This window comes from Comamonas sp. B21-038 (genome assembly GCF_022387135.1).
Taxonomy (GTDB): domain Bacteria; phylum Pseudomonadota; class Gammaproteobacteria; order Burkholderiales; family Burkholderiaceae_C; genus Comamonas; species Comamonas sediminis.
This window is the reverse complement of the sequence record NZ_CP092462.1, coordinates 5,089,346-5,114,457: the sequence shown is the minus strand read 5'-3', so window position 1 is coordinate 5,114,457 and position 25,112 is coordinate 5,089,346. Positions and strand designations below refer to the sequence as shown.

Sequence of the window (25,112 nt, the reverse complement as noted above, 5' to 3'; positions counted from 1 at the left end):
CGAATCATTCATGGATGAACCCCAGCGAAAAGCACGGGCATCCGGCATCATCCAAAAAGAAAAAAAGGACAGAGATCACTCTCTGTCCTTCGGTCTAGGCTAGAACTTTAGCTTATCGCTAAATTTACTGAGCAGCCACTGGCTTGGCGAAACGGTGAGGCCAGGTGATACCGTAGGTGCCGCTGAAGCCGTTAGCTGCGCCACCGCTGTTCATCAGCTTGATGAACGAAGAACCCACCACTGGCAGAGCCTTGGTGTAGCTGATAGCGCCCCAACCGTTTTCGTAACCAACTTGCACGTTGGTACGAGCAACGGAAGCACCCAGCACCGAGGTACCAGCTGCGTCGTTGAACGACAGCACGTTCACTTCGCCGCAGAAGTCCAGACCCTTCAGGGTGCTTGGAGAGATCACAGCGCCGTTGCGCTTGGAGGTCTCTTCGCGATCCCAGAAGGTGTACGCGTTGGTGTTTGCGCAGATCAGGCCATTCGCGGTGTTCACGTAGGTGTTTTCTGGCGTGAAGTAACGGGCAGAAGCCAGATCCACCACACCGGTGTTGAACACACGGTAAGCTGCATCGGTAGGCTTCTTCGTGTAGTCAGCCCCCACGCTGTAACGGCGGGTAGGCATCGACAGCACCCAGTCGGTCTTGGCAGCAATCAGCGTGTCCAGCGCGAACTGGTTCGACACACCGTTGTTAGCCACAGCTTGCGTCAGACGCGAAGCTTGGGCTTCTGGGTTGGCAGTGGTAGCCAGGTAAGGGGTCGACAGGTCAGGGAAGTCGAAGTTCACTGGCTTGACGATGTTGCCCTTCAGCAGTGGGTCAGCGGTCAGCGAAGCTGCATTGCCCGAAGTAGCTGCGGAGTTGGTTTCGTCTTGTGGGAACAGCACGAAGTTACCGCGGCCATTGCCACCGGTAGCAGCGATAGCGGTAGCAGCACCGGAGAACGTGGTAGTTTGGTTCACGTTCAGGATGTACCAGTCAGCAGTCAGCTTACCCGATGGGGTATCGAAGCCCAGAGCAGAAGCTGCGGCCACGCTGGTGGTGCTCAGCGGGTTGATGTTCAGAGTTTGGTCCAGAACTTCAGACGTGCAAGGTGCAACGCCGTTCTTGTGCTTGGTAGCAAAGTAGATGGACTTTTCATCAGTGCTAGGCTTGATGTCAGCCATGTTCAGGATTTCAACGTAGCCTTCCTTGGTCTGAGCAGCGGTTGCATCAGATGGCAGACGGTCGGTCACGAACTGGACTTGCTGACCACGGATGTCAGGCAAGGTGCAGCTCTTGTCGTTCGTCAGGAAGGTAGAGCCTTGCTCGTTGCCTTGCACCGAACCAGTCCACACGTCGCCAGGCGACAGGAACACGGTGAAGTCCAAGATATCGTCAGAGTTGGCAGCGCCACGGAAACGAACCTTCAGAGCCTTGCCGTTGACGGTGTCGGTGTTCACCACGTGGAACACGGACATGTTGTCGTTTTGCGAGGTGAAGTAAGGCACCACCAGGATGTGGCCAGCGCCACCTTCGCTCTGCTCCAGAGTGGCAGCGGTAGCGGGGGTCATGCCGGTGTTAGGGAACACTTGAGCAGAAGCGGCGCCTGCAAAACCACCAATCATGGCAGCAATGCTCAGTGCCAGAACATTTTTCTTCATAAACACACTCCAGTTAAAAAAAGTTAGTCAGCGCAACTACCACGATTGTTTACGCTAAGAAATAATAGCATAGCGCTCACGGGGTATGCAAAGCTAGCAGCCTGTTTTTTTTAGTCGATTGTTGAGAATTTACAACAACCAACCATGCACAGTGGCTCGCGCGCACACCTGTCAGCATCAAGGCGCTTGGTAGAGGTTCCACCGACCGTCTTCGAGCAACCAAGTTTGCTTCGAATACATGTCAATGGTACCCATTTTTCGGCCGGGAATCGGAGGATTCACCTTCAAATTCACGCCGACCTCGCACTTTTCAGGCTCGCAAGTGGCCTTCTGTGCTTCAGCAGCGACAGCAAAGGTCGCCATGTAGTTTTTAGCAAAGAGCTTTTCATCTACAGCCAGGCGAAAGGCCTCATTCATATAGCTGCGTGTCTTTTCTGCATCACCTTTGAGGCGAGCATCCCAATAGCCTTGCGAGCGCTTCAATACAGCTTGTTCGGGGGTATCTGGCTGAAAGCTGGCGCAGGCCACCATCGAGGCGGCAGCACCGATTGCAAACAAAGCTTTCGCGGATTGGATCATCAGGTTAGAAGTCATTTCTCAGTATCTCTACAACATGGTTCTTTACTGCGTCTGCACCGGTTGCACCGGAACAACACGGGATGCAGGGGCGGGGGCATTGTTGGCGCGGATGAGCAGATCATCATCGTTCAACCCACGCAGGCGGTCACGCAACTCTTCACTGACTTCCCGCACATCCACATCAGTACGTACCACACGAGGTGTCATCACGAGCAAAAGTTCCGTGCGCGCAGTTTTTCTAACAGTGCTGCTGAAGGCCTTGCCAATGATCGGGATGTCTTTCAGCAAAGGGATGCCCGAGTCGGAGTCTTCGTTGCGGTCTCTGATCAAACCACCCATGACGATGGATTCACCCGAGCGCACGGCCAGCTTACTGGTTAGCTGGCGGTTAGAGAATTTGGTCTGTTGCGATGCGGAATCGAGGCCGGCACTGTCGATGACCGACTGGTCAATCTGCAGACTGACCATATTGCCGGAATTGACGGAAGGCGTGACGTTCAAGATCACCCCCGTGTCCTTGAGCTGGTAGTTGTCTGACAGAAAGCTGGTCGACGTGATGGTGCTGCTGACCTTGACCGGAATTTGCTCGCCCACCGAAATGGAGGCGGGGTGGTTGTCCATCACCATCACCGAGGGGCTGGAGAGCATCTTTACCTGTCCCTGCCCCGCAACGGCACTCAAGCGAGCGGCGATATCCCCCCCGCTGTTAAACAGCGAATAGGTAAAGTTGCCAGCTGCCGCAGCAATGGTGCCGGGAGTCGTGTTATTCAACGACCCAAGGCTGCCGGTGCCCGAGAAATTGCGCCCTCCGATGCCACTGTTACGGAATAACCACTCCACCCCATACTCCAGGTTGTCATTGAGAGTCACTTCAATGATGCTGGCCTCGATCAGCACCTGGATAGGCGCGACGTCCAGGCGCTTGAGCGACGCCTCGATCTTGCGGAACTGCGAACCCGTGGACCAAACCAGGATCGTGTTGTTGAACTCATCAGCTACGACGCGGATATCACCGATAGCGGTAGCGGTAATGGTGGGCGTGCCCCCTTGCTGCTGGGCATTGCCGGTGTTGCCAAAGCGGTTGGCGTTGTTATTGCCAAAACCAGATGCAAAGCCCGTCGTACCGCCAAAGTTGTTGAAGCCACCACCCAAACGGTTGTTATTGTTGTTGACGCCGTTCAGCCCGGGCGCTACGCCGGAAGTCATGTTGCCGGCGGCACCTTGCTGGCCACCAAAGATGCCATTGAGCACCTGGGCCAGGTACTTGGCATTGCCGTTCTGTACGCGGTAGACATACAGTTCAGGCTCGCTGCCCCCGTAGCCGGGCACATCGAGGCGGCGAATCCAGCGCTCTGCCTCATCCAGGTAGGAGGCGCGTGGCGTGATCACCATCAGCGCATTGAGGCGCGGGATCGGCAGCACCCGCAAAGCACCGAACAGGGGATTGGAATCGCCCAGCGAGGTCAACAGCGCAGCTGCCGCTGCCGCATTGCCGCTGAGTTGGTTATTGCCGCTACCGCTGGCAGCAGCACCGGTTGCCTGGCCGGGACGGCGTTGCGCGGCAGCGCTGGCCGCTCCACCCGCAATACCCGCCGACGCTGCAGCGCCCTGCCCTTGCGCAGCCTGGCCGCCGCCACCATTGACCATTTGCAGCGCCGCACTGACTTCTTCGATCGAGGCGTGCTTCAGCGGGTAGATGCCTACCGACATCCCCTTGAGCAGGTCCACGTCAAAAGTCTTGACCATCTCCATCCAGCCTTCGGACTGGGTGCGCGTACCCTGCATGATCAGCACGTTGCGCACGGTGTCGACCTTGATCAACGCTTCGGCCGGAATGATGGGCTTGAGGATGTTGGACATCTCGGTGGCGCCAATGTATTGCAGCGGCACCACGATCACACCGTAGCCGGGTGCCATGCTGCCCGGCGCACCAGCGATGCGCACATTGCCGACCAGGCTGCGCAGCACCTCTGGCTTGCCGACCTGGTAGGTGCCGCGGGCATCGCGCACCATCGCCAGACCATTGGCCTGCAGGGCCGCTTCCAGCAGAAAGACGGCCTTGTCCGGATCGATCGGCTTGGGCGTCGTCAAAGTCACCGTGCCCTGCAGCGGCGGGTGCATCACATAGTCGATCTTCAGAATATCGCCCATCACCGTGCGAACCACCTCGGCGACTGGCGCTTCCTCGAAACGGAAGCTGACCGGCGCGCCACCGGTGACCGGTGCGGACGGGTCAATGTTCAGCAGCTTATCGGTGCCGCGCATCACCCGCGGCTCGGTCGATTGCTCTTCCTCGTCACTACCCATCTTGGGGGAGATGAGGATATTGGGCGCCTGCAGCACAGGCGGCTGACCAGCCACTTGGGCTGCAGGCTGTGCCGCAGGCAGCGGTGCTGCAGTTTGCGCCTGGGCCGGCAGCAGCATGCCGATCTGGCCCAGTGCAACTACCAGCGCCGTGTTGAAAAATACGGGAGACTTCATGGTTCTAACCCTAGGATCTATCTATTTATAGAGATTGCCACGCTCAGGGGCGCTGGGCAGCGGTAGAGCCGCCGAGGCTTGCACGGCGACGCGGTGGTGGGGTATCGGTGCCTGCAGGCGGCTGCCCGATTTGGGCGGGCATAGCTCTTTGCGGCACATTGGTCTCTGTCGCGGGACCGTAGCCTTGCTGCAGCTTGCCTTTTTGCAAGGCAATTTCCTTGGTCACGCCAGCGCGGGTGAAATACACCCGGTTTTCCGCTACCGAACTCAGGGTCCAGCCATCGAGCAAGCCCTGCAATGGCAAGGATTTGTCCTTGCCCTGGAACTTGATAATGATCCCGCCGGTCTTGCCATCCTCGCTGAGATAGACACCACTCAGCACCGCGTCCGCCAGATAGTCGGGAGGCGGGGGCGGTGCTTCTGCGGCCGCTACCGGAGGCGGAGGCGGCGGGCGGCGGGTGGGGGAGAACAAGGGGCGGTCCAGCATCGCCAGAAACTGGCTGTGATCCATCGGCTGCGCCTTGCCCAAATGGGGCACGATACCATCCAGGTTGGACTTCTGGCCTCGGGGCATCGCCCAATGGGTATTTTTCAACCCGCCACTTGGACTGAGCCACATCCAGACCAAAGCCAGGGCCAACACCATATTGGCAGCTATCAGAATGACACTTATATAGCGCTTCATGGACGCTCCCTCAACACGCTCAAGGTCATCTGGAGACTCAGGCGAGGCGCCATCTTGTCATTCATCACTTGCAAAGTGCCCTGGTTTCTGACTTCCACGTCGGCCAGTAGCATCACTGGCAGTTGCTCATTCAAGACAGCCAGGGCGCTGTCCACTGCAAGCAGATCCCCTTCGGCCCGTACCGACAAAGGAATGCGGTCAAAACCTTTTTCTTCTTTGGCAGGCAGCACCTGGCTGCTCACCACAGTCAACCCTGCCGTGGTCAGAAGGCTACGCACCTTCTGTTGCACCGCGTTGCCCGTCTGGGCCACATCCTGGTTCGCGGGGTAAATATACTCGGCGCGGATCTGCAGGGCACGTTCCAGCGACTGGTCGATCTCCTCGCGCTGCAGATCCAGGCCACGCAGTCGCGCATAACGGGGTTCAAACTCCGATAGGCGGGCCTGCGCCCAAAGGTGCTTGCTGGCGACATAAGTGCCAAGACCGATCAAAGGCAGCAGCACCAGCAATGCAGTGGCAACCAGGATCAGCAGTTCTTTGCGGTTGGGACGGGTCACGATCATGGCTGTTTCCCTCCAGCTTCAGCGGGAGGGGTTACGGATCCTCCCAAACTGGCTCTCGGCTTCGTACTGCCACCCAATGTGGCTCGGGACGCAGGGCGTGGGGCAGAATCCGGGACGGCACCTGCTGCCGGGGCATCGGCGGCGGCAGGAACAGGCGCAGGGGCAACGGGGCTGGAGGTGCATCCGCGCCAACGGGCGCACCAGCAGCAGGCTCTACAGGCTGCGGTTTAGCAGCGGCTTCCACTACCGTCTTAGGGCCAAAAACCTTGGCATCCAACCCCAGCTCGATGGTGAAACTCTCTTTATTACCGCCACCCATGCGGGTGGCAGCGCTGGGCGCACGCACGTCCTTGACGCCATCTTGGTTGCTGAGCTTTTGCATCAGGGCCGAGGCATTCTCAGTCAAGCCGGAGATCGTCACCTTGCTGCCCTGGATACGCGCTGATTGCAAGGCCGTATCGTCAGGCAACACATTGGTCAGCATGCTGAGCACCTGGACCCCATCAATGCGCTCGGCCAACAGCTCCGACAGACCAGCGACCTTGTCGGCACTCTGAATCAGCGTATCGCGTTTGGCGACTACATCGGCGGTCTTGGCGGCCATACCCTCATAGGCATGGGTGGCCTCAATCGCACGCATTCGCAACTGTGCAGTAGGAGTCGCGGCAATCGCAGCGAGCAGCAGCACAGCAAGCGCCACCCCAGCGACATTCCACCACAGCCGCTTGCGACCCAGTGCATAACGGGCTTGCTCACCAAAGCCCTGGAACACCACCGGCCTGCGTTCCGGTGCAAACACCCAGACTTCGGGCTGCTCCAACGACTCTGCCTTGGATTGGCCCTTGAGCGTCTGCAGATGCAGCTGCTGGGCCACCTGCGCCTGCAGATAGGGCTCGGTCTGCGCTCGGGAAGCCAGGACCACGAGCAATTTGACCCCCTTGCTGCTGCGGCTCAACTCGGTATAGCCCCAGAGAAGATCATCGGCAGCAAAAGGGCTGATCGCCTGCACTTCCAATTCAGCAGCGCTGGCGCAATCCTGAGGATCCAGCGCAGGCAGGGCCACCGTCTTGCGCAGCACCATGTGTTCGGGCAGTTCCAACGCCCAAAACACAGGCTCACGCCCAGGTTTAAGCACCGGCTCGCCGCTTTCCCACACCACGGTGGGGGCGCCCTCAGCAGGTACCAGCCGCAGCGTTTGCGCAGGCCGCAGCCATGACAGCGGCGGCCACTGTGGCGCCCTGCGCCAGGTTTTTAAAATATCGGCCTTGAGCTGGTTCAGATCCAGCCCAAAAAAGCGCGATTCAGTAGAAATTGCCATAAGGGTGCTTTGCTTCGATCAGGATGCTGGCTTCAGCATCTGGCGCGCTTCAAACGTATACCAGGGCAGGCCGTCTCTCGTTCTGGCCCCGAAGTACACACTGCGATCTACAAGAAAAATCCGTCCGTCCGCCATCGGCACCTGGGCCGTTATGCGGTAGCGGCGCTGTGCGCCGCCAGGGCGCGCCAAGTTGGCGTCCAGGCCAGTGGTGTCCAGCCCTGGCTGACCACGCGATGCAGCGATACGGGCTGCGATGCCCTCATCTCCGTTAGCCAGCACCCGCAGCACATCCGGAGGCGACGCCAACGGATTGACCGTGGCGCCTCCTGAGCCGGCGGTCGCCGCCGTGATCAAGGGCGCGAGTCTAGCATAGAGGTCGTAATCGATTCCGGGCACCTGCATCAGGTCTTCTATCGCCTCAAAACGCTCCGGCCGGCGGCCGTCGAGCGAAGAGCGTTCACGGCGATCGAGGACCGCTACCGCAAGCTCCTGGGCGGCGCCTTCCGGCAATCCCCCGCCCACGCTCATCAGCGCCGTCAGCAGCGGCAACGATGCGCCATTGATATTGATCAGGCCGTTGAGCGGCATCACACTGACCGCTACCTGGGTGCCCTGGTAATTGACCGAGGTCTCGGTGGTCTCCTGCAAAATGGTGCGATCGGCCGCCAGCTGCTGCAGCACCATGACCACGGCCGCATCGCCCACGGCCTGCGCGGTCACCTTGTCCTTGGCCACGCCAATCATCTTGGCTTCCTGGCGCACGACGCCGCTGACGCCGGTCACCATCAGGCTGAGCGCAGCCACCAACCAGAGCACGGCGATCAAAGCCATGCCTTGTTGCTGAGGTCCGGCCTGCGTACGGTGTTGAAGAGGTGCTCGCATCATCCCAAGGAACCTCCCAGGCTCGCACCACCACCACCGCCGCGTGGGTCGCCAGCAGGCATCACGCGCAACTGCACCACCACCGGTGGCAGCACCGAGGTGTCGGTAGTCATCACCACCTGCACCGCCTGGGGGAGCCGGTCGACCGCCCCCCAGTCGCTGCCCCATTGCGGCGGATCGATCGCGCCATCCAGGTACTGAAAAGACAAACCGGTCGCATGCGTCAGCAGCGGATACGTCTGCGCCGCACCCCAGTCGGGCAGCGTCTGCGCATCGGTCCAGGGCAAATAACTCAGAACAATGGCCGGTGCGCCGTCGTAGCTGCCCATTGCCAGCCGGAAATGGTAGCGGCCACCAACGCCGTAGCGCGCAGGCATCACCCCTACCCAGGTCATCGACTGGCCAGCGCCTTCAAAGAAAAATGCCGAAGGCGCGGCACTGAGCATGCCCTGCTGCTGCAAGCCCTGCACGCGTTTGGCAGAGATACGGCCCAGCACGGCACGCAAAAAATCGGTGCTGGCACGCGACTCGTCCATGCGTTCGAGCCGGTTGTCGATACTGGTTTCGGTGCGGCCCATTGTTCCCATGGCGCCGGCCAGACCCAAGACGATCAGCGACAGCAAGGACATGGCCACCAGCATCTCCACCAGCGTGAAGCCGGCGGCCGTGCGGCGTGGGCATGGATTGCCATGCGTCCATAAAGAAGTACGAATGCGGCTCATCCTGCAGGCACCACATTCTCAGCAGGATCGGGTGGCCGGCGCTGTGCACGCAAGGTGGTGAGCTCGAACACACGCGGGCGGTCGCCCTCCGCCCAGTTCACGCTGATATGCACCTCATGGAGCACGGGGATGTTCGGGCTCTCGTCCACTCCGGTCTTGAACGGTGCGCTCTGCACGCTCCATTGGTAGCCATTGCTCTGGCCGGACTCGTTCCAGCCGCTTTCATAGACCGAATCGCGCGAGTCCATGATGGACTGCGCCAGCTGTACCGCATATTGGTAACGATCGAGATCGCCGACGCTGCGCGCATTGCTGCCGGTGGCCCGGTAGATCATGCCCAATGAGATCGCCATGATGGACAGCGCCACCAGAATCTCCAGCAGGGTCATGCCACGCTGGCGCCGGGTCCACCGGGACAGAGACGACTGCTGCCTCATTGGAACAAAGGCTCCTGGGTGACCCGGCCCGACAGCCAGTCCACCCGCAAGCGCGTGCCGGCACCATTCTTGCGCAGAATCTCCACACTGCCGCCGGTCGAGCCGCCCGAGGCCAGGAACACGATCGAGGCCGAACTGTTGGGCACAAACTCGCGATCTGCCACCGTGGTGCGCAGATCCACGGTCTCTGGAATGTCCTTGACCGAGCCCGCATAGCCGTAGTGCCGGGTCTGCAGGTCGACGGTAAAGCGCACTGGCTCACCTTGGGACACCGCAACATACCGGGCCGAACGCAGTTGGCTGATCATTGTGCGCACGGTGTCACGGTACTGCACCCCGTCCTTGAGCCGGTCATAGGCGACCGGCGCCATCGCCACCACCAGGGCCATGATGGCGAACACCACCATCAGCTCTATCAAGGTAAAGCCTTGATGGGCTGCTGGGCGCTTTGCGGCGCGCGGGTGTCGGCTCAGCCATGGCAAGGCAGTCGGCACGGGGAGTTCCTGGTCAAACCTGAGAAGAAACGCAGGCCGGGTTACTGCGCGTTGCGCACATCGGCAGCTTCGCCTTCACCACCAGGCTGACCATCGGCGCCCAGCGACAGGATCTCCACCCGGCCACCGTTGTAGCTGTAACGGTAGGGGTTGTTCCAAGGGTCATTGGGAACGCCGCCCGACAGATACGGACCGTTCCAGCCGCGCACATTGCCCGGCTGCTTGGCCAGCGCATCCAGACCTTCTTCGGTGGTCGGGTAGCGGCCAGTGTCCAGCTTGAAGATATCGAGTGCCTTCTGCAGGTCAGCAATCTGCACGCCCGCAGTCTTGGACTTGGCGCCGCCCAACTGGCTCAGCACCTTGGGGCCGACCAGACCGGCCAGCAAGGTCAAGATGGCCAGCACCACCAGCAGTTCGATCAGCGTAAAACCACGGCTCTTGCGTGGCGTCTTTTGGGTGAAAAAGGCCTTCATGGCGGGCTCTCCTTGCAGTATAAAAATTAAGCAGCCAGATCGTTGACGGACAGAATGCCCATCAGGATCGACACAATGATGGAGGCAATCATGATGCCCAGGACGAGGATCAGCACAGGCTCGATCATCGTCAGGGCGCGTTTGATGCCGGTTTCCACCTCGCGGTTCAATATATTCGACAGCTCCAGCATCATCGAGCCCAGGCGCCCGGTCTCTTCACCGACGCGCACCAGGTTCACCGCCAGCGGCTCGAACACCGTCGTGGTGTTCATCGCCTGCACCATCTTGCCGCCTTCCTTGACGATGGGCGGAATCTTGGCCAGCTCCGCCTGGATCAGGCGGTTGCTGACCGTATCGGTCGCAATATGCAGCGCCGTCAGCAACGGCACACCATTGCCCAGCAAGGTGCCCAGCGAGCGCGAATACAGGGTCAGCTGGTACTTGAGCGCCAGGCGCCCCAGAATCGGCATGCGCAGCAACACACCCTGCCACCACAAGCGGCCCTTGGGCGAGCGCAGCCAGCTGCGCAGCAGGTAGACCACCGCCGCGCCACCGAGCAACACCACCCAGCCGTTCTTGCGGAACACCTGGCCAATGGTCATCACGATCTTGGTCGGCGTGGGCAGCGCATCCCCCATGTCGGTGAACAGTTTCTCGAACTGCGGCACCACAAAGCCCAGCATCGCGATCAGCGACAGAATCGCGACCGCCACCAGAATCATCGGGTAGATGGTGGCCGAGACCACGCTTTCCTTGAGCGCGCGCTGGCGCTCCAGATGCTCGACCAGCCGCTGCAACACGGCCGACATCTGGCCGCTGGCCTCCCCCGAGCGCACCATGTTGATGTAGAAATCGCCAAACAGCTCCTGGTGCACCATCAGCGCCTTGGACAGCGGCACCCCGCCCTTGACGGCTTCCAATACGCCGGTCAGCAGCTCGCGCATGCTGTCCTTGAAGGCCATGTCGATCAGCACGCGCAGTGCATTGTCCAGCGCGAGGCCGGCTTTGAGCATGATCGACAGCTCCGAGGTCATCGCCAGCACATCAGCGGCCTTGGCCGGGCCCTTTTGTGACTTGGTCGCCTTGGCCTTGCCAATGGCGCTGGCCGCAGCGGCCGGCTTGGCCCCTGCTGCCTTGGTCCCCGCCGGCATCAGTGCAGCAGCATCTGCCGCGTCGACAATGCGCACCGGCGTGAGCTTTTGCGCACGCAGGTGCTTTTGCACGGCCGCCGCATTAGGCGCTTGGAAAGTGCCGCGAACCTGCTCGCCCGCAGCATTGATCGCGTGCCAGGCAAAATCAGCCATCGATCTGGTCCTGGGTGACGCGGGCGACTTCGTCCAACGTGGTCATGCCGGCGGCCACCTTGCGCAGGCCGTCCTCGTGCAGACTCAGCATGCCGGATTTGGCCGCCAGGTTGAACAGCTCGTTCGAATCCTTGCCCGCATTGATGGCATTGCGCATCGGCTCATCGAGCACGAAAAGCTCATGGATGCCGGTACGGCCCTTGTAGCCGGTCTGGCGGCAGGCGTTGCAGCCCACCGCACGGTAGATGGGCTGGCCCACTTCGCTGAAGCGCGCCAGGCCCGAGCGCTTGCGCACCTCCTCGCCAGGCTCGTAGGCCTCCTTGCAATTGCCGCACAAGGTGCGCACCAGGCGCTGGGCCAGCACGCCGTTGACAGAGGACGTAATCAGGTAGCTCTCCACGCCCATGTCCTGCATACGGGTGATGGCACCGGCAGCGGTGTTGGTGTGCAGGGTAGACAGCACCAGGTGACCCGTCAGCGCGGACTGCACGGCAATCTGCGCCGTTTCCCCATCGCGCATCTCACCGATCATGATGATGTCCGGATCCTGGCGCAGGATGGAGCGCAGCGCGTTGGCAAAGGTCAGGTTGATCTGGGCATGCACCTGGATCTGGTTGATCCCTTCGAGCTGGTACTCGACCGGGTCCTCCACGGTGATGATCTTGTTTTCCAGCGCATCGATCTTGGACAGCGCCGCATACAAGGTGGTGGTCTTGCCCGAACCCGTGGGCCCGGTCACCAGCAAAATGCCGTGCGGGCGGGCCAGCAGGTCGTTGAACTTGGACAGCGTGTCCTTCGCAAAGCCCATGGTTTCCAGCTGCAACCGCACGCTGGCGCGGTCCAGCACACGCATCACGATGCTCTCGCCATGCACAGTAGGCACGGTGGAGACCCGCAGGTCGAGCTCACGGCCCTTGACGCGGGTCTTGATGCGGCCGTCTTGCGGCAGCCGGCGCTCGGCAATGTCCAGATGCGCCATCAGCTTGACACGCGAGCCTACGGCCGCGGACAGGCGTGGCGGCACCAGCTCACCGGGGTGGATCACGCCATCGACGCGGTAGCGCACATGCAGGCCATCGTCAAAAGGCTCCAGGTGAATGTCCGACGCACGCAGGTCGGTCACCTTGCCGATGATGCTGTTGACCAGGCGGATCACCGGCGCCTCGCTGGCCAGGTCCTTCAGATGCTCGACAAAGTCGCCGACATCGGAGCCGTCGCCAAACATGTCATCGCCGTCTTCCTCTTCGGCTTCCGGCTCAGGCTCCTGCAGCGCTTTTTCAATATCGGCCTGCAGTGCCAGATGCGGGCGAATCTGCAGACCGGTCGACATCTGCAGGGCCTTGATGACGAACGGATCCTGGGGCGAAGCCATCGCCACGTCCAGCACACCATCTTGCAGTTGCAACGGAAAGACGTGCTGCGACTGCTGGAACTCGGGCATCAGGCCCGGAACGCTGATCGCCTCGGCCGGAAAATCCGTACCCAAGGTGAAAGGGATCTGCAGCTGGGTGGCCAGCGTCTGCATCAAATCCGGCTCGGAGACCAGGCCCAGCTGGACCAGCACCTGGCCGATGAGGCTGCCCATCTCCTGCTGCGCCTGCAGCGCACGCTCCAGGTCGCGCGGCGACAGCTTGCCGGCCTGCACCAGCATCTCGCCCAGCAAAGGGCGGCGCCCGGACCCAAGGGCCAGGGCTGCGTCGCTGAAATCGTCAATGGTGCTGGTGCTCATGCGTCTATGGTCTCTGAAGCCTATGGCAGGCGTGGTATCCATCCCCTTAGCCTATAGGGCACCCAGTGTAGGGGCCAGGCATGGGAGACATTTGGTAGGAAAGGCAAACTCAGGCAAAAACATCGGCCTCGGCAAAGGCCTTGCCCTGCTGGTCCTTGGCCGACAGCTGTGGCTCCAGGCCGTTCAACTGCCAGTCAATCGACAACTGTGCATCATTCCAGATAATGCAGCGTTCGTGGGCCGGCGCGTAGTAATCTGTTGTTTTGTATAGAAACTCGGCGGTATCACTGACCACCACAAATCCATGTGCAAAACCGGGCGGCACCCACAGCTGGCGCTGGTTGTCTTCGCTCAGCTCGACGGCCACCCAGTGGCCGAAAGTCGCCGAGCTTTTGCGGATATCGACGGCCACATCAATCACCCGGCCTTGCACCACCCGCACCAGCTTGCCCTGCGCTTGCTCCAGCTGGTAGTGCAGGCCACGCAACACACCCCGGCTGCTCTTGCTGTGGTTGTCCTGCACAAAGTCATAGTGCCGGCCCACGGCGGCATCAAAAGCCCGCTGATTGAAGCTCTCGTAGAAAAAACCGCGCGCATCGCCAAACACCTTGGGCTCGATGATCTTGACGTCCGGCAGTGCCGTATCAATCGCTTGCATGGCTTTACTCCCTGGGCTCCTGCAACAGCCGCTGCAGGTACTGGCCGTAGCCGTTCTTGGCCAAGGGTTTGGCCAGGGCCGCCAGTTGCTCGTCCCCGATATAGCCGCTGCGCCAGGCAATCTCTTCCGGGCAGGCAATCTTCAGGCCTTGGCGGCTTTCCAACGTGGCGATGAACTGGCCTGCATCCAACAGGCTGTCATGCGTGCCGGTATCCAGCCAGGCATAGCCCCGGCCCATGATCTCCACACTCAGCTGCCCCTGCTCCAGGTACAGGCGGTTCAGGTCGGTGATCTCCAGCTCGCCACGAGGCGATGGCTGGAGGCTTTTGGCCAGATCCACAACCTGGCTGTCATAGAAATACAAGCCCGTGACCGCGTAGTTGCTCTTGGGCTTGGCGGGCTTTTCCTCCAGCGACAACACCTTGCCCTGCTTGTCAAAGTCGGCCACGCCATAGCGCTCGGGGTCGGTCACATGGTAGGCAAAGACACTGGCGCCCGTATCACGCTGCATCGCGCTGGCCAGCAGCTTGTGGAAATCATGGCCATAGAAGATGTTGTCACCCAGCACCAGCGCGCTCGGCGCACCGGCCAGAAAGTCCTCGCCAATCAGAAAGGCCTGCGCCAGCCCATCAGGGCTGGGCTGCACGGCGTATTCCAAGTGGATGCCCCACTGGCTGCCATCGCCCAGCAGCTGCTCGAAGCGCGGGGTGTCCTGCGGCGTGCTGATGATCAGGATCTCCTTGATCCCCGCCAGCATCAAGGTGGTCAGCGGGTAGTAGATCATCGGCTTGTCGTACACCGGCAGCAGCTGCTTGCTGACCGCCAGGGTCGCCGGGTGCAGGCGGGTGCCGGAGCCGCCCGCCAAAATGATGCCTTTGCGTGCTTGCACTGTCATGTTCAGAGAATCTCCTGCAGCATGCGTTGCACGCCGGTCTGCCAGTCGGGCAAATCCAGCGCAAAGCGCTGCTGCAATTTGTGGGTGTTCAAACGGGAATTGTGGGGGCGGCGCGCGGGGGTCGGGAAGGCCGAGGTGTCGACCGCCTGCACCTCCTGCGCGGTCAAATTGAGCGCCGGGTTGATCTTGCGCGCGGTTTCCAGCACAAAGCGGGCATAGCGGTTCCAGGTGGTTTCGCCACCCGCCACCAGGTGGTAGATGCCGCTCAGGTCTTCTTCGCCCGACGCCATGGCCGTGCGCAGCGCATGCGCGGTCACATCAGCGATGAGGTCGGCACCGGTAGGCGCTCCCCACTGGTCGTCGATGACGGCCAGCTTGTCGCGCTCCTGCGCCAGGCGCAGCATGGTCTTGGCAAAGTTGCCGCCGCGCGCTGCATACACCCAGCTGGTGCGAAATATCAGATGCTTCACGCCGCTGGCGGCGATCTGTTGCTCGCCTTCGAGCTTGGTCTGGCCGTAGACCGACAGCGGGCCGGTGGCCTGGTCCTCTTGCCAGGGCTGGTTGCCACCGCCATCGAAGACATAGTCGGTGCTGTAATGCACCAACCAGGCGCCCAGTGCCTGGGCCTCACGCGCCAGCACGCCCACGGCCTCGGCATTGATGGTACGAGCCGCCTCGGGCTCGCTCTCGGCCTTGTCCACGGCGGTATAGGCAGCCGCATTGACGATCACATCGGGCGCCAGCGCCCGCACGGTCTCGGCCAGTGCCCCGGGGCGCAGCAGGTCACCGCACAGCGGGGTGCTGGCACGGTCCAGCGCCACCACTTCGCCCAGTGGCAGCAGGCTGCGTTGCAGCTCCCAACCGACCTGGCCGTTCTTGCCCAACAACAGTATTTTCATCGCATCGTCCTGTAAGGCGCCCTGGCACGCAGCTGCCCGGCACGCCTGCGTCCCGCCGTCAGGCGTACTGTTTGCTGACCCAGTCCTTGTAGTCACCCGACTGCACCTGGGCCACCCAGTCCTGGTGGTCCAGGTACCACTGCACGGTCTTGCGGATACCGCTGTCAAAGGTTTCTGCAGGCTTCCAGCCCAGCTCCTTTTCCAGCTTGCGCGCATCGATCGCATAGCGGCGGTCATGGCCGGGGCGGTCCTTCACATAGCTGATCTGCTCGGCGTAGGAGCGGCCATCGGCGCGTGGGCGCTGCGCATCGAGCAGGCTGCAGACATGCTTGACGATCTCGATATTGGGCATCTCGTTCCAGCCGCCCACGTTGTAGGTCTCACCCGGACGGCCCGCTTCCAGCACGCGGCGGATGGCGCTGCAGTGGTCCTTGACGTAGAGCCAGTCACGGATCTGCATGCCGTCGCCATAGACCGGCAGGTGCTTGCCGGCCAGCGCATTGACGATCATCAGCGGGATCAGCTTCTCGGGGAAATGGTAGGGGCCGTAGTTGTTCGAGCAGTTGGTGGTCAGCACCGGCAGGCCGTAGGTATGGAACCAGGCGCGCACCAGGTGGTCGCTGGCGGCCTTGCTGGCGCTGTAGGGGCTGTTGGGCTCGTAGTTATGGGTTTCGGTGAAGGCCGGGTCGTCCTTCTCCAGGCTGCCGTAGACCTCGTCGGTCGAGACATGCAGAAAGCGGAAACCGTCCTTGCGTTCACCTTCGAGGCCACTCCAGTAGGCGCGCGCGGCTTCAAGCAGGCGCAGGGTACCGACCACATTGGTCTGGATGAAATCTTCGGGGCCGTGGATCGAGCGGTCCACATGGCTCTCGGCCGCAAAGTGCACGATGGCACGCGGCTGGTGCTCGGCCAGCAGGCGGTCGAGCAGTGCGCGGTCACCGATGTCGCCATGCACAAAATGGTGGCGGCTGTCGCCCTGCAGGCTTGCAAGGTTATGCAGATTACCCGCGTAGGTCAGCTTGTCGAGATTGACCACCGGTTCATCGGAACCCGCCAGCCAGTCCAACACAAAATTCGAGCCGATAAAGCCGGCGCCTCCGGTGACGAGAATCATGGTCAGTACAGGTAGTTCAACAAATAACCGTCCATTATCGCATTGCCCTTCCGCCACACCGCCGGGCCTTGGCCCATCCAGGGGCTATCGCTGTAACCGCATGTGGATAAGTGTCAGGCCGCCGAACCAAAACGGCTGCGGGCAATATGCAGCAGGCCGTCAAAAATCAGGTTCTCGACCAGTTCAAAGGGCCGGGTCATGCTCGGCATCATCTTCCAGCCCGCACCGCCTGTCATCACACAGGCAGGCTCCTGCCCGCAGTGGGCGGTCACATGCTGCACCATGCGTTCGACCGCACCAGCGATCGCATAGGTGCCGCCGCTGGTCAGCGCATCGCTGGTATTGGTGGGGAACGGCCGCACCTCGCCGGTAGGCACATGCAGACCGGCGGTGCCCGACTCCAGTGCCTTGAGCATGATGCCGTGGCCCGGCAGGATCAAACCGCCCAGAAACTTGCCATCGGCATCAATGGCTTCGACAGTGACCGCCGTACCCACCATGACCACGACCACCGGGCGCTGGCGCCCCTGGGCCAGCACATGGTGCCAGGCACCCACCATCGCCACCCAGCGGTCCGTGCCCAGGCGGCTGGGGTGGTCGTAGCCATTGGTCAGGCCCGCCTCGGCGTTGGAGGACACCACCCAGTTCGGCGCCAGATCCCAGATGTCCATCTGCGCCTGCACGCGGCGGCGCACCACATCGCCAGCCACCACGCAGCCGAGCATATGTTGCGGCTCCGGCAACTCGGCCCAGCTGCCCTCGGCCAGACGCTCGATGTTGTCCAAAAACTCCACGCCATGGGCCAGCACAGCGGCGCCAGGTTGTGCTGCGTCATACATCGCCCACTTGAGGCGTGTGTTCCCTACGTCGATGGCCAGAAAATGCATGGGCGGCATTATCGGCCTTTTTAGCCGCCGGCCTTGTTGCCCGTGCAACATCCGCGCGGCGCCAAGGATGAACGGCCTCTGCACTGTGAATTTTTTTCAAGCGGTTCTGTCCGACTTCATACCTTTGCCATTCCCCTATATATTGAATGCTTCCTGTAACCAACCCTCTAGGAGTCACCATGGGACTGTTCAGCTTTATCAAGGAAGCCGGTGAAAAATTGTTTGGCGGCAAAGAAGCTGCTGCTGCGAGCGCACCGCAAGACCTGAACGCGGCGGCAGGCGCGGCCATCGAAAAATACATCGGCACCCAGAACCTGGGCGTATCCGATGTGAAGGTCGCCTTCGACGCTGGCAAGGTCACCGTGACGGGTGTGGCACCCACCCAGGCTGCCAAGGAAAAGGTCACGCTGTGCTGCGGCAACGTCTCCAGCGTCAGCGACGTGGATAACCAGATGACCGTCACCAACCCCGAGCCAGAAGCCAAGTACTACGATGTGGTCTCGGGCGACACGCTGTCGGGCATCTCGAAGAAGATGTACGGCGATGCCAACAAGTACATGACCATCTTTGAGGCCAACAAGCCGATGCTGAGCGACCCCAACAAGATCTACCCCGGCCAGAAGCTGCGCATTCCTGCGCTGTAATCCAGGCCCAGCCCTGAATCGAAAATCCCGCACACGGCTCGGCCGGTGCGGGATTTTTTTATCCAGGCTAGCAGGTCAGCGGCCCTGCGCCTGCTTGAAACGATCGACCAGTTGCCGCAAATCCTGCTCCGCCTTGTAGATGACGGCCAGGTATTCGTGGTTGTTGATGCCCCAGAGGGAGGAATCCATATCGGTGGTGTGGGCCACCAGGAAAGGCAAGGTAGTGACGACCCGCATCTGCGCGCGGCCCTGCAGGTAGCTGTCGATGGTGTTGGTGTGCGGATCGCGCATCGACGAATCCCACTGCGCCAGTGCCTCCAATGCAGGCTGCGCGTAGATGTTGTGCACCATGCTGGTCATGCGGTCCAGCACCACAAAGGTCTCGCCGTCCTGCTCCTGCACCTCCAGCACCTGGGTACCCGGGTGGATCTTGGCGATCAGGCCGGCAAAGATATCCCACTCGCCAGGATGCGCGTCCAACCAGCCATCAATGCGTGCCCGGCGCTGGGCATAGTCGGGCGGCATCTCGACATCGTCTTCCATGATCTCCAGCTGCGCCACCCCGGTCTGCAAAGCCTTGCGTGCCAGATACTGGTAGCTCATGGCACAGCCCAACCAGCCAGGGCTGTAACGCACGCCGTCAAACACTTTCACCTCCGTCTGCAGGCCCGGCAGGGTCTGCTCGATGAAATGCGCACGGCGGCGCACGGTCTCGGGCATGCTCAGTACCATGCAGCGGCCTGGCAAGGGTTGCGACGAGGTCAGCGCCTCCCACTGTGCGGTGTCAATCCGTCCCAGCGCATAGAGGGCGCGCAGCACCATGAATTCGAACTGCTGGCCGCTGCGGGCAAGCTCGTCCGCCAGCCCACGCTGCACCTGCCCGGGCGCCTGCGCTTGCAGCTGCAGCATCTCCTGCACCGCCTGCACCATCGCCTGGGCATCGCCCACCGGCGTCACCCGCAGCGCGGGGTTGTCCAGCAAGGCCGCATGCTGGTGGATATCGGCACTGCTCTCGGTCACCACCGGCGTGCCCAGGCTCAGGCACTCGTAGACCCGGGTGGTCTCCAGCAGCGCACCTTCGTAGTAGTGGATATTGACGACCACCCGCGCCTGGCGCACCGCCTGGCGCAAGGCATCGCCAAACAGATTGCCTTCGATCCGCACCGAGAACTGGCGCTGCAGCGCCTGCAGCATCTCCTGGCGACGCGGGGCGTTGACATCGCCATAGAACAGCACGTCGCAGCCCGGTTCCACCTCCGGCAAAGCCGGCTCGCCGCAGTCCTGCAGCAGCTGCGAATACGCGGCGACGCCACCGATCGGCACCAGGAAGGTGTGGGGGTAACGAATTCCCTTGGTCTCCAGAAAGGCCAGATTGGCCGGCGCATAGTCCCAGGCGGACCGCGAGTTTTCCAAAATCGCCAGGTACTCGTCAGTGAACCAGCGCGGACTCACGCTTTGCTCCATCTGGAAGACGATACGCCTCTCCCCCGGGGGCAGCTGCTTGAACATCTGTGGGCAGACCACGATGTACATGTCCAGCCCAAAGCCTTCGGGGGGCACATCCTGGAACAGGCTCACCTCAAAGCCCGCCTTGCGCAGCACCCGGGCCAGCGCATGCGCGACAAACTGCGTGTGCGCTGTCGCCAAAATGCCGTAATGGCGGTTGCTGCCGGGCAGCAGCGCTACCGCGGGTATAGGTGCGCCACCGGCCTGGCGCATCTTGCGGCGCAGCGCGTGGCGCACACGCCGAACCAGGGCGGGCTCATAGGGCGCCAGTTTCTGCTTGATGCGGAACACGGCACGCTTGCATTTGCGCAGCAAATCGGTGAGCCGCCACAGCGGCGACAGCTGGCGCGCCAGCGCCTGCATCTGCTGGGTCTGCTGCTCGATCTGCCACTGCTTCTGGGCGAGGTCCTGCTGCAGCGCCAGCAGCTTGATGTCTTGCTGCTGCTGGCGGGCGGTCAGCCACTGGGCCTGGGCCTGGGCTTGCTCCAGCGCATTCTGGCTGTGCTGGGCCTGGGCCTGGGAGCCCTCCAGATGCGCACGCAGCTGCTCGCGCTCCAGCTCCAGGCTGCGGATATCGCCATCGAGCTTCTCGATCCAGCTGTGGCGCTGCTGGCCGGCCGTTTCCAGCGTCTGGATATGCTGCTGCCGATCACCCAGCGCATGCTGCAGCGCCATCATCTCGGCCTTGACCTCCAGCCGTGCTCCCAGCGTCGCAAACACCCGGCAGACCTCGCGCTGAAACACCGCATCACTGCGGTCACACAGCCGGCGCAGCAACGCAGGCTGCTGCGCGCCCACCAGCAGCACGCCCAGGCCATTGCTGTGCGGAAAGTGCAGGCTCGGGTAACGCCCCTCCAGCTCCGCCCAGAGCTGGTGCACGCCAAAGTCATCACGGTGCACATTGCTGTCGTGGAACAGCACCACACCGCGCTCGCTCAGCTTGGGCAGCCAAGTCTCGAAATCATGGCGCACTGCCTCGTAAGTGTGCAGGCCATCGATATGCAGCACATCGACACTGCCATCGGCAAAGCTGGGCAGGGCTTCGTCAAAGCGCATGCGCATCAAGGTCGAGAACTGGGTGTAGTGCGGGTCATGGGCCTGGCGCAGGCTGGCATAAATGCCCTCGCCGTAGGCGCCAGCATGCGCATCGCCCTCCCAGGTGTCGACCGCATAGGTGCGCGTCATCAAGCCTTGCTCGGCAATGGCCTGGCAAAAAGCCAGGTAGGAGATGCCGGAATACGCCCCCAACTCCACCAGACTGCGCGGCTGCGCCACCGCCATCAGCCATGCGGCAAACGGAATATGCCCCGCCCAAGGCGCGGGGTGGGTCAGATGGTAGGGTTCCAACAAGGCGGCGGGAAGCAGCCAGTCATAGTCGGCGCGTGCCTGCACCGGGAAGTCTGTCATACGGTTCATGGGGAAGAGGTTTCCTGTTGCGCCTGGCCGGCCTGCAGCACGATGGACCGCATCGGAATCCCAAGCAGACCGGTGGCCATGTTCGTGGATTCGGACTTGAAGTGCAGCGCATCCTGGATCCAGTGTTGCTGCACATGGTCGTGCTGCGAGCCATCGGCCAGCGCGACGTCGATCGCGTAATGGCCCACCGGCATCCGGGGCATGTCAAAACTGAACTCGGCCTGCAGGACCTGGCCGCTGGCACAGGCCACGGGCTGGCCCAGATAGCTCAAATAGCTGTTGTCGCCAAAAACGGCCTGGCCGGTGCGGTCCTTGACCACAAAGCCGACGATGGGCGAAGCCAGGGGCTGGTGGCACTGCGCCTGAATGCGCAAGACCACCGGCTCACCCCCCACCACCCAGTGCAGGGGACGCTGCTGCGTATCCATCAGCCAGGCGCCAGTGATGCGAGCGCCACCCAGGCCGAACGAAGGCGCCTCGGGGTTGAAGCGAAACACCTCGATGTCATTGCGCAGCGGCTGTGCGCGGAAGAAATCGCGCCGCTGGTCATGCCAGGGCAGACTGGCGTCGAACACAGGTGCTGCTGGTGGCGCTGCTGCCGCCGGGCCACTGCCCTGCTCGGCCTCATAGCAGGCCTGCATGTAGCGGTCGCAGACCTCCTTGGTCGGTCCGATCTGCATCACCTGGCCCTTGTCGATCCAGACCACGCGGTCGCACAGGCTCTTGATGGCAGCCGTATCGTGGCTGACAAAAAGCAAGGTGCCCCGCTCCATGAAGCTGCGCAGAAAACGCATGCACTTCTGGGTGAACACCGCATCGCCCACAGCCAGTGCCTCGTCGACCACCAGGATATCGGCGTCCACATGCGCAATCACCGCAAAGGCCAGCCGCACATACATGCCGCTGGAATAGGTCTTGACCGGCTGGTCGATGAACTCGCCAATATCGGCAAAGGCGGCAATCGAGTCAAAGCGCTCGGCGATCTGTGCATCGCTCAGCCCCAGCAGTGCCGCGTTCATCACCACATTGTCCCGGCCCGAGAACTCGGGGTTGAAGCCGGCGCCCAGCTCCAGCAGCGCGGCGATGCGGCCGTGGGTGGTCACCGCGCCGCAGCTGGGCGCCAAGGTGCCGCAGACCATCTGCAAGAAGGTGGACTTGCCCGAGCCATTGCGGCCGATGATGCCAATGGTCTCACCTCTGGCCACCTGCAGGTCCAGCCCGCGCAGCGCCCAGAACTCCCGGTGGTAGGGCTTGGCCTCACGCCCCAGCAGGCGCGAGAGGCGCGGCATCACGAACTGCCGCAAGCGGTCGCCGGGCGCGTCATAGATATGGAAGCACTTGCCCAGGCCCTGTACGTCCAGTGCCAGAGATTCAGAGGACATCGGCAAATCCCTTGCGCGTCTTCTGGAACCAGGCGAAGCCCAGCCAGGCCACCAGGCTGCAGGCCAGCATGCTGATCGCCCAGCCGGTCCAGTCCGGCATGCGGCCCCAGATCAGCACGGCGCGCGTCTGTTCAATGAAAAAAGTCAGCGGATTGAGCCACATCGCGGTTTGAAAGCTGGCAGGCAGTGCGTGCACCGGGAAGAAAATCGGCGAGATGAACATCAGCATGGTCGTCATCACACCGGTGATCTGCTTGAGATCGCGGGCAAATACACCCAGCGACGCAAAGAACCAGCCCACGCCGACACTGAGCAGCACCAAGGGCATCCAGACCACCGGCAGCAGCACGGCGGTCAGCGGGATCTTGCCATTGAGCACCAAAAGCGCCACCAGCAGTACCGCCAGGCTGGCCAGCGCCTGGAACAGGGCCGAGCAGACGGCCACCACCACCAGAATCTCCAGCGGGAACACCACGCGCTTGACGTAGTTCACATTGGCCAGCACCAGATGGGGCGCACGGTTGAGCACATCGGAAAACAGTCCGTAGACGATCAGTCCGGCAAACAGCACCATCGCGAACTGGGTCTTGGACTCCGGCCCCTCACCCCAGCGCGCCTTGAACACCACGGAGAACACGAAGGTGTAGATCACCAGCATGGACAGCGGTATCAGCACCGCCCACAGCCATCCGCCTAGCGATCCCTTGAAGCGCTCACTCACTTCACGACGCGTCATCTTGACCACCAGCGGCCAGTGCACACGCACGCTATCCACCAATGCGCGCGCAGAGGCGGCGCTGCCTACACCGACAGTCAATGTGTCACTCCATCCATCATGAGGCGGACAAGTTTACAGGGTCAGCCGTATTCCGACTGCCTCGCAAGCAGCCCGGTTACAAGCAGCGACGATTACGGCGCTCATTGGGACCAGGGCAAACCCTGGTAACGCCAGCCCCCGAGCTGCCCGCGTTGACCCTGGGCATTCGCATCGCCCTCAAAGCCCTGCAGGATGTTGTAGGCCTCCAGCCCCAACTGGCTGGCGCGCTGCGCCGCCGCTACCGAGCGCACCCCGCTGCGGCACAGCAGCACGATCTTGGCGCCCGGCGCCCGCTGGGCCAGTGCCAGCAGCTGGGCATCGAAATCGGGGTTCATCGCCATATCCGGCCACTGCTTCCAGGCAATGGCGACGGCGCCGGGCACCTGCCCGACCCAGGCACGTTCTGCATCCGTGCGCACATCGACCAGCACCGCCTGCTGGTTTTGCACCCAGTGCCAAGCCAGCCGGGCACCAATATCACCGGCATAGCCATTGGCAGGCACGATGGTCTGCTGTTCTGCGGTCAAGCTCATAGACACCTCTTCAATAGTGCGGGTAGGTCCAGCCCCGCTACGCTGCCCGGTCCCAGGGCGGGGCCGGCATGTCCTTCAGTTGCTGGCGCAGCGCGCGGTGGTCAGGCACCACCTCGGCCACGGTGTCCCAAAAACGGGGGCTGTGGTCCATCACCCGCAAATGGGCCAGCTCATGGGCCACCACATAGTCGATGACGGCCGGCGCATAGTGCATCAGCCGCCAGTTCAGTCGGATCGATCCATCGGACTTGGCGCTGCCCCAGCGCGTCTCGGCACTCGACAGGCGCAAGCTGGTGTAGTGCACCCCCAGCAGCGGCGCAAAATGGGCCAGCCGCGCCAGGAAATGCTGACGTGCACTCTGGATGAACCAGGCCTGCACCAGATCACGAATCTGCGTGCGCCCCGCACTAGGAGGCAGCGCCAGGTACAGGCGCGAGGGCGAGCCCGGCACATCTTCCTCGACCCGCCAGACCGCCCCGGAGCGCGCCACGCGCTGCTCACTGTCCACCACCAGTTGCAGTGGCTGCCCTAGAAACGGCAGGCTGGCGCCGTCTTCCCACTGGATGCTGGCGCTCAGGCTGCTGGCACGCCGCTGCTGCATTTCGGCGATCTTGCGCACAATCCAGCCGGCCTTGTCCTGCAGCGCTTCGTCAATACCCGGTTGCGTCACCCAGCGCGGCGCACGCACGACCAATCCGTCTTCGCTCACCACAAAGCCAATGCTGCGCCGCTTGGCGCGCTGGAGCAAGTAGGCCACCCGCTGGCCTTGCAACAGGATGCTGCGATTGGCAGCGGGGTGTGCCTGCAAGGAGGCCGGTGCCGCAGGGGCAGCGGGGCGGGCGACCGGTGCGGGAGGTGGCACTGGCAGGCGCAGCGGGGGCGCCGCAGGCGCGGAATCGGGCAGTGACACCGGCCTGGCATCCGCTATCGCCGCGGCCGCTGGAGGCGGTGGCGGCACCGGCGCTGCAGCGGCAGCCGGCTCGCTGCGCTCCCACAGGTCCAGCGCCATCTGCACCAGGCGACGCACATCAACCATGGCCATACCCCGT

General features: G+C 62.2%; 24 protein-coding genes. 1 reads left to right on the top strand and 23 read right to left on the bottom strand.

What is annotated here, in order from left to right; all coding sequences use genetic code 11:
* Nucleotides 1-124: 124 nt before the first annotated feature.
* The 18 genes from MJ205_RS23335 to MJ205_RS23250 form a co-directional block, all read right to left on the bottom strand.
* On the bottom strand, nt 125-1,645 hold the full coding sequence (locus MJ205_RS23335) for a cell surface protein (protein WP_239810580.1): 1,521 nt from the start codon (nt 1,643-1,645) through the stop codon (nt 125-127).
* A 177-nt stretch (nt 1,646-1,822) separates the two neighbouring features.
* On the bottom strand, nt 1,823-2,239 hold the full coding sequence (locus tag MJ205_RS23330) for a hypothetical protein (RefSeq protein ID WP_239810579.1): 417 nt from the start codon (nt 2,237-2,239) through the stop codon (nt 1,823-1,825).
* A 27-nt stretch (nt 2,240-2,266) separates the two neighbouring features.
* Nucleotides 2,267-4,705, bottom strand: a complete 2,439-nt coding sequence (gene gspD / locus MJ205_RS23325) for a type II secretion system secretin GspD (protein WP_239810578.1) — start codon at nt 4,703-4,705, stop codon at nt 2,267-2,269.
* 43 nt (nt 4,706-4,748) lie between these two features.
* On the bottom strand, nt 4,749-5,390 hold the full coding sequence (locus MJ205_RS23320; RefSeq protein WP_239810577.1) for a hypothetical protein: 642 nt from the start codon (nt 5,388-5,390) through the stop codon (nt 4,749-4,751).
* Nucleotides 5,387-5,953: a type II secretion system protein GspM gene (gspM, locus tag MJ205_RS23315; protein ID WP_239810576.1), complete on the bottom strand. Its 567-nt coding sequence runs from the start codon at nt 5,951-5,953 to the stop codon at nt 5,387-5,389. Before gspM ends, MJ205_RS23320 begins: the two co-directional genes overlap by 4 nt.
* 31 nt (nt 5,954-5,984) lie before the next feature.
* Nucleotides 5,985-7,271: a PilN domain-containing protein gene (locus MJ205_RS23310; RefSeq protein WP_239810575.1), complete on the bottom strand. Its 1,287-nt coding sequence runs from the start codon at nt 7,269-7,271 to the stop codon at nt 5,985-5,987.
* Nucleotides 7,272-7,289: 18 nt separating this feature from the next.
* On the bottom strand, nt 7,290-8,102 hold the full coding sequence (locus MJ205_RS23305) for a general secretion pathway protein GspK (protein WP_239810574.1): 813 nt from the start codon (nt 8,100-8,102) through the stop codon (nt 7,290-7,292).
* A gap of 50 nt (nt 8,103-8,152) precedes the next feature.
* Nucleotides 8,153-8,875 (bottom strand): prepilin-type N-terminal cleavage/methylation domain-containing protein, encoded by a 723-nt coding sequence (locus MJ205_RS23300; RefSeq protein ID WP_239810573.1) that lies wholly within the window; start codon nt 8,873-8,875, stop codon nt 8,153-8,155.
* Nucleotides 8,872-9,312, bottom strand: a complete 441-nt coding sequence (locus tag MJ205_RS23295; RefSeq protein ID WP_256460952.1) for a type IV pilus modification PilV family protein — start codon at nt 9,310-9,312, stop codon at nt 8,872-8,874. The genes MJ205_RS23300 and MJ205_RS23295 overlap by 4 nt, the downstream gene beginning before the upstream one ends.
* Nucleotides 9,309-9,806 carry a GspH/FimT family pseudopilin gene (locus MJ205_RS23290; RefSeq protein ID WP_239810571.1) on the bottom strand — a complete coding sequence of 166 codons (498 nt, stop codon included), beginning with the start codon at nt 9,804-9,806 and terminating at the stop codon, nt 9,309-9,311. Before MJ205_RS23290 ends, MJ205_RS23295 begins: the two co-directional genes overlap by 4 nt.
* A 41-nt stretch (nt 9,807-9,847) precedes the next feature.
* Nucleotides 9,848-10,279: a type II secretion system major pseudopilin GspG gene (gene gspG, locus MJ205_RS23285; RefSeq protein ID WP_239810570.1), complete on the bottom strand. Its 432-nt coding sequence runs from the start codon at nt 10,277-10,279 to the stop codon at nt 9,848-9,850.
* 26 nt (nt 10,280-10,305) lie between these two features.
* Nucleotides 10,306-11,583, bottom strand: a complete 1,278-nt coding sequence (locus tag MJ205_RS23280; protein WP_239810569.1) for a type II secretion system F family protein — start codon at nt 11,581-11,583, stop codon at nt 10,306-10,308.
* Nucleotides 11,576-13,234 carry a type II secretion system ATPase GspE gene (gene gspE / locus MJ205_RS23275; RefSeq protein ID WP_373450656.1) on the bottom strand — a complete coding sequence of 553 codons (1,659 nt, stop codon included), beginning with the start codon at nt 13,232-13,234 and terminating at the stop codon, nt 11,576-11,578. The genes MJ205_RS23280 and gspE overlap by 8 nt, the downstream gene beginning before the upstream one ends.
* Nucleotides 13,235-13,421: 187 nt before the next feature.
* Nucleotides 13,422-13,970 (bottom strand): dTDP-4-dehydrorhamnose 3,5-epimerase, encoded by a 549-nt coding sequence (gene rfbC / locus MJ205_RS23270; protein WP_239810567.1) that lies wholly within the window; start codon nt 13,968-13,970, stop codon nt 13,422-13,424.
* Nucleotides 13,971-13,974: 4 nt separating this feature from the next.
* On the bottom strand, nt 13,975-14,865 hold the full coding sequence (gene rfbA, locus MJ205_RS23265) for a glucose-1-phosphate thymidylyltransferase RfbA (protein ID WP_239810566.1): 891 nt from the start codon (nt 14,863-14,865) through the stop codon (nt 13,975-13,977).
* 2 nt (nt 14,866-14,867) lie between these two features.
* Nucleotides 14,868-15,860 (bottom strand): dTDP-4-dehydrorhamnose reductase, encoded by a 993-nt coding sequence (gene rfbD / locus MJ205_RS23260; RefSeq protein WP_256460951.1) that lies wholly within the window; start codon nt 15,858-15,860, stop codon nt 14,868-14,870.
* Nucleotides 15,823-16,878 (bottom strand): dTDP-glucose 4,6-dehydratase, encoded by a 1,056-nt coding sequence (gene rfbB, locus MJ205_RS23255; RefSeq protein WP_239810564.1) that lies wholly within the window; start codon nt 16,876-16,878, stop codon nt 15,823-15,825. Before rfbB ends, rfbD begins: the two co-directional genes overlap by 38 nt.
* Nucleotides 16,879-16,991: 113 nt before the next feature.
* The gene (locus tag MJ205_RS23250) at nt 16,992-17,765 is read right to left on the bottom strand and encodes a type III pantothenate kinase (protein WP_239810563.1); all 774 of its coding nucleotides are present in this window, start codon (nt 17,763-17,765) and stop codon (nt 16,992-16,994) included.
* Nucleotides 17,766-17,944: 179 nt separating this feature from the next.
* Here MJ205_RS23250 and lysM point away from each other — a divergent pair, with 179 nt between their 5' ends.
* Nucleotides 17,945-18,409: a peptidoglycan-binding protein LysM gene (gene lysM / locus MJ205_RS23245; RefSeq protein WP_239810562.1), complete on the top strand. Its 465-nt coding sequence runs from the start codon at nt 17,945-17,947 to the stop codon at nt 18,407-18,409.
* 75 nt (nt 18,410-18,484) lie between these two features.
* Here the strand turns inward: lysM and MJ205_RS23240 are convergent, their stop codons facing one another.
* The 5 genes from MJ205_RS23240 to MJ205_RS23220 form a co-directional block, all read right to left on the bottom strand.
* Nucleotides 18,485-21,331: a class I SAM-dependent methyltransferase gene (locus MJ205_RS23240; protein ID WP_239810561.1), complete on the bottom strand. Its 2,847-nt coding sequence runs from the start codon at nt 21,329-21,331 to the stop codon at nt 18,485-18,487.
* Nucleotides 21,328-22,713, bottom strand: coding sequence for an ABC transporter ATP-binding protein (locus MJ205_RS23235; RefSeq protein ID WP_239810560.1), 1,386 nt, complete (start codon nt 22,711-22,713; stop codon nt 21,328-21,330). Before MJ205_RS23235 ends, MJ205_RS23240 begins: the two co-directional genes overlap by 4 nt.
* Entirely contained in the window at nt 22,703-23,449 is a 747-nt protein-coding gene (locus tag MJ205_RS23230; RefSeq protein WP_373450657.1) for an ABC transporter permease, read from the bottom strand. Before MJ205_RS23230 ends, MJ205_RS23235 begins: the two co-directional genes overlap by 11 nt.
* A gap of 182 nt (nt 23,450-23,631) precedes the next feature.
* On the bottom strand, nt 23,632-24,063 hold the full coding sequence (locus MJ205_RS23225) for a rhodanese-like domain-containing protein (protein WP_239810558.1): 432 nt from the start codon (nt 24,061-24,063) through the stop codon (nt 23,632-23,634).
* Between the two features lie 37 nt (nt 24,064-24,100).
* Nucleotides 24,101-25,090, bottom strand: a complete 990-nt coding sequence (locus tag MJ205_RS23220; RefSeq protein WP_373450658.1) for a M48 family metallopeptidase — start codon at nt 25,088-25,090, stop codon at nt 24,101-24,103.
* Between the last annotated feature and the right edge of the window lie 22 nt (nt 25,091-25,112).

Coding starts and splice junctions, on each gene's coding strand:
- gspE (WP_373450656.1), bottom strand. CDS start 13,234: ATGCTGGTGCAGGCCGGCAAGCTGTCGCCGCGCGACCTGGAGCGTGCG.
- MJ205_RS23295 (WP_256460952.1), bottom strand. CDS start 9,312: ATGAGGCAGCAGTCGTCTCTGTCCCGGTGGACCCGGCGCCAGCGTGGC.
- gspM (WP_239810576.1), bottom strand. CDS start 5,953: ATGATCGTGACCCGTCCCAACCGCAAAGAACTGCTGATCCTGGTTGCC.
- gspD (WP_239810578.1), bottom strand. CDS start 4,705: ATGAAGTCTCCCGTATTTTTCAACACGGCGCTGGTAGTTGCACTGGGC.
- MJ205_RS23250 (WP_239810563.1), bottom strand. CDS start 17,765: ATGCATTTTCTGGCCATCGACGTAGGGAACACACGCCTCAAGTGGGCG.
- MJ205_RS23310 (WP_239810575.1), bottom strand. CDS start 7,271: ATGGCAATTTCTACTGAATCGCGCTTTTTTGGGCTGGATCTGAACCAG.
- rfbC (WP_239810567.1), bottom strand. CDS start 13,970: ATGCAAGCGATTGATACGGCACTGCCGGACGTCAAGATCATCGAGCCC.
- rfbA (WP_239810566.1), bottom strand. CDS start 14,865: ATGACAGTGCAAGCACGCAAAGGCATCATTTTGGCGGGCGGCTCCGGC.
- MJ205_RS23300 (WP_239810573.1), bottom strand. CDS start 8,875: ATGAGCCGCATTCGTACTTCTTTATGGACGCATGGCAATCCATGCCCA.
- MJ205_RS23330 (WP_239810579.1), bottom strand. CDS start 2,239: ATGACTTCTAACCTGATGATCCAATCCGCGAAAGCTTTGTTTGCAATC.
- MJ205_RS23230 (WP_373450657.1), bottom strand. CDS start 23,449: ATGACGCGTCGTGAAGTGAGTGAGCGCTTCAAGGGATCGCTAGGCGGA.
- MJ205_RS23335 (WP_239810580.1), bottom strand. CDS start 1,645: ATGAAGAAAAATGTTCTGGCACTGAGCATTGCTGCCATGATTGGTGGT.
- MJ205_RS23280 (WP_239810569.1), bottom strand. CDS start 11,583: ATGGCTGATTTTGCCTGGCACGCGATCAATGCTGCGGGCGAGCAGGTT.
- rfbB (WP_239810564.1), bottom strand. CDS start 16,878: ATGATTCTCGTCACCGGAGGCGCCGGCTTTATCGGCTCGAATTTTGTG.
- MJ205_RS23320 (WP_239810577.1), bottom strand. CDS start 5,390: ATGAAGCGCTATATAAGTGTCATTCTGATAGCTGCCAATATGGTGTTG.
- gspG (WP_239810570.1), bottom strand. CDS start 10,279: ATGAAGGCCTTTTTCACCCAAAAGACGCCACGCAAGAGCCGTGGTTTT.
- MJ205_RS23305 (WP_239810574.1), bottom strand. CDS start 8,102: ATGGCTTTGATCGCCGTGCTCTGGTTGGTGGCTGCGCTCAGCCTGATG.
- lysM (WP_239810562.1), top strand. CDS start 17,945: ATGGGACTGTTCAGCTTTATCAAGGAAGCCGGTGAAAAATTGTTTGGC.
- MJ205_RS23225 (WP_239810558.1), bottom strand. CDS start 24,063: ATGAGCTTGACCGCAGAACAGCAGACCATCGTGCCTGCCAATGGCTAT.
- MJ205_RS23235 (WP_239810560.1), bottom strand. CDS start 22,713: ATGTCCTCTGAATCTCTGGCACTGGACGTACAGGGCCTGGGCAAGTGC.
- MJ205_RS23240 (WP_239810561.1), bottom strand. CDS start 21,331: ATGAACCGTATGACAGACTTCCCGGTGCAGGCACGCGCCGACTATGAC.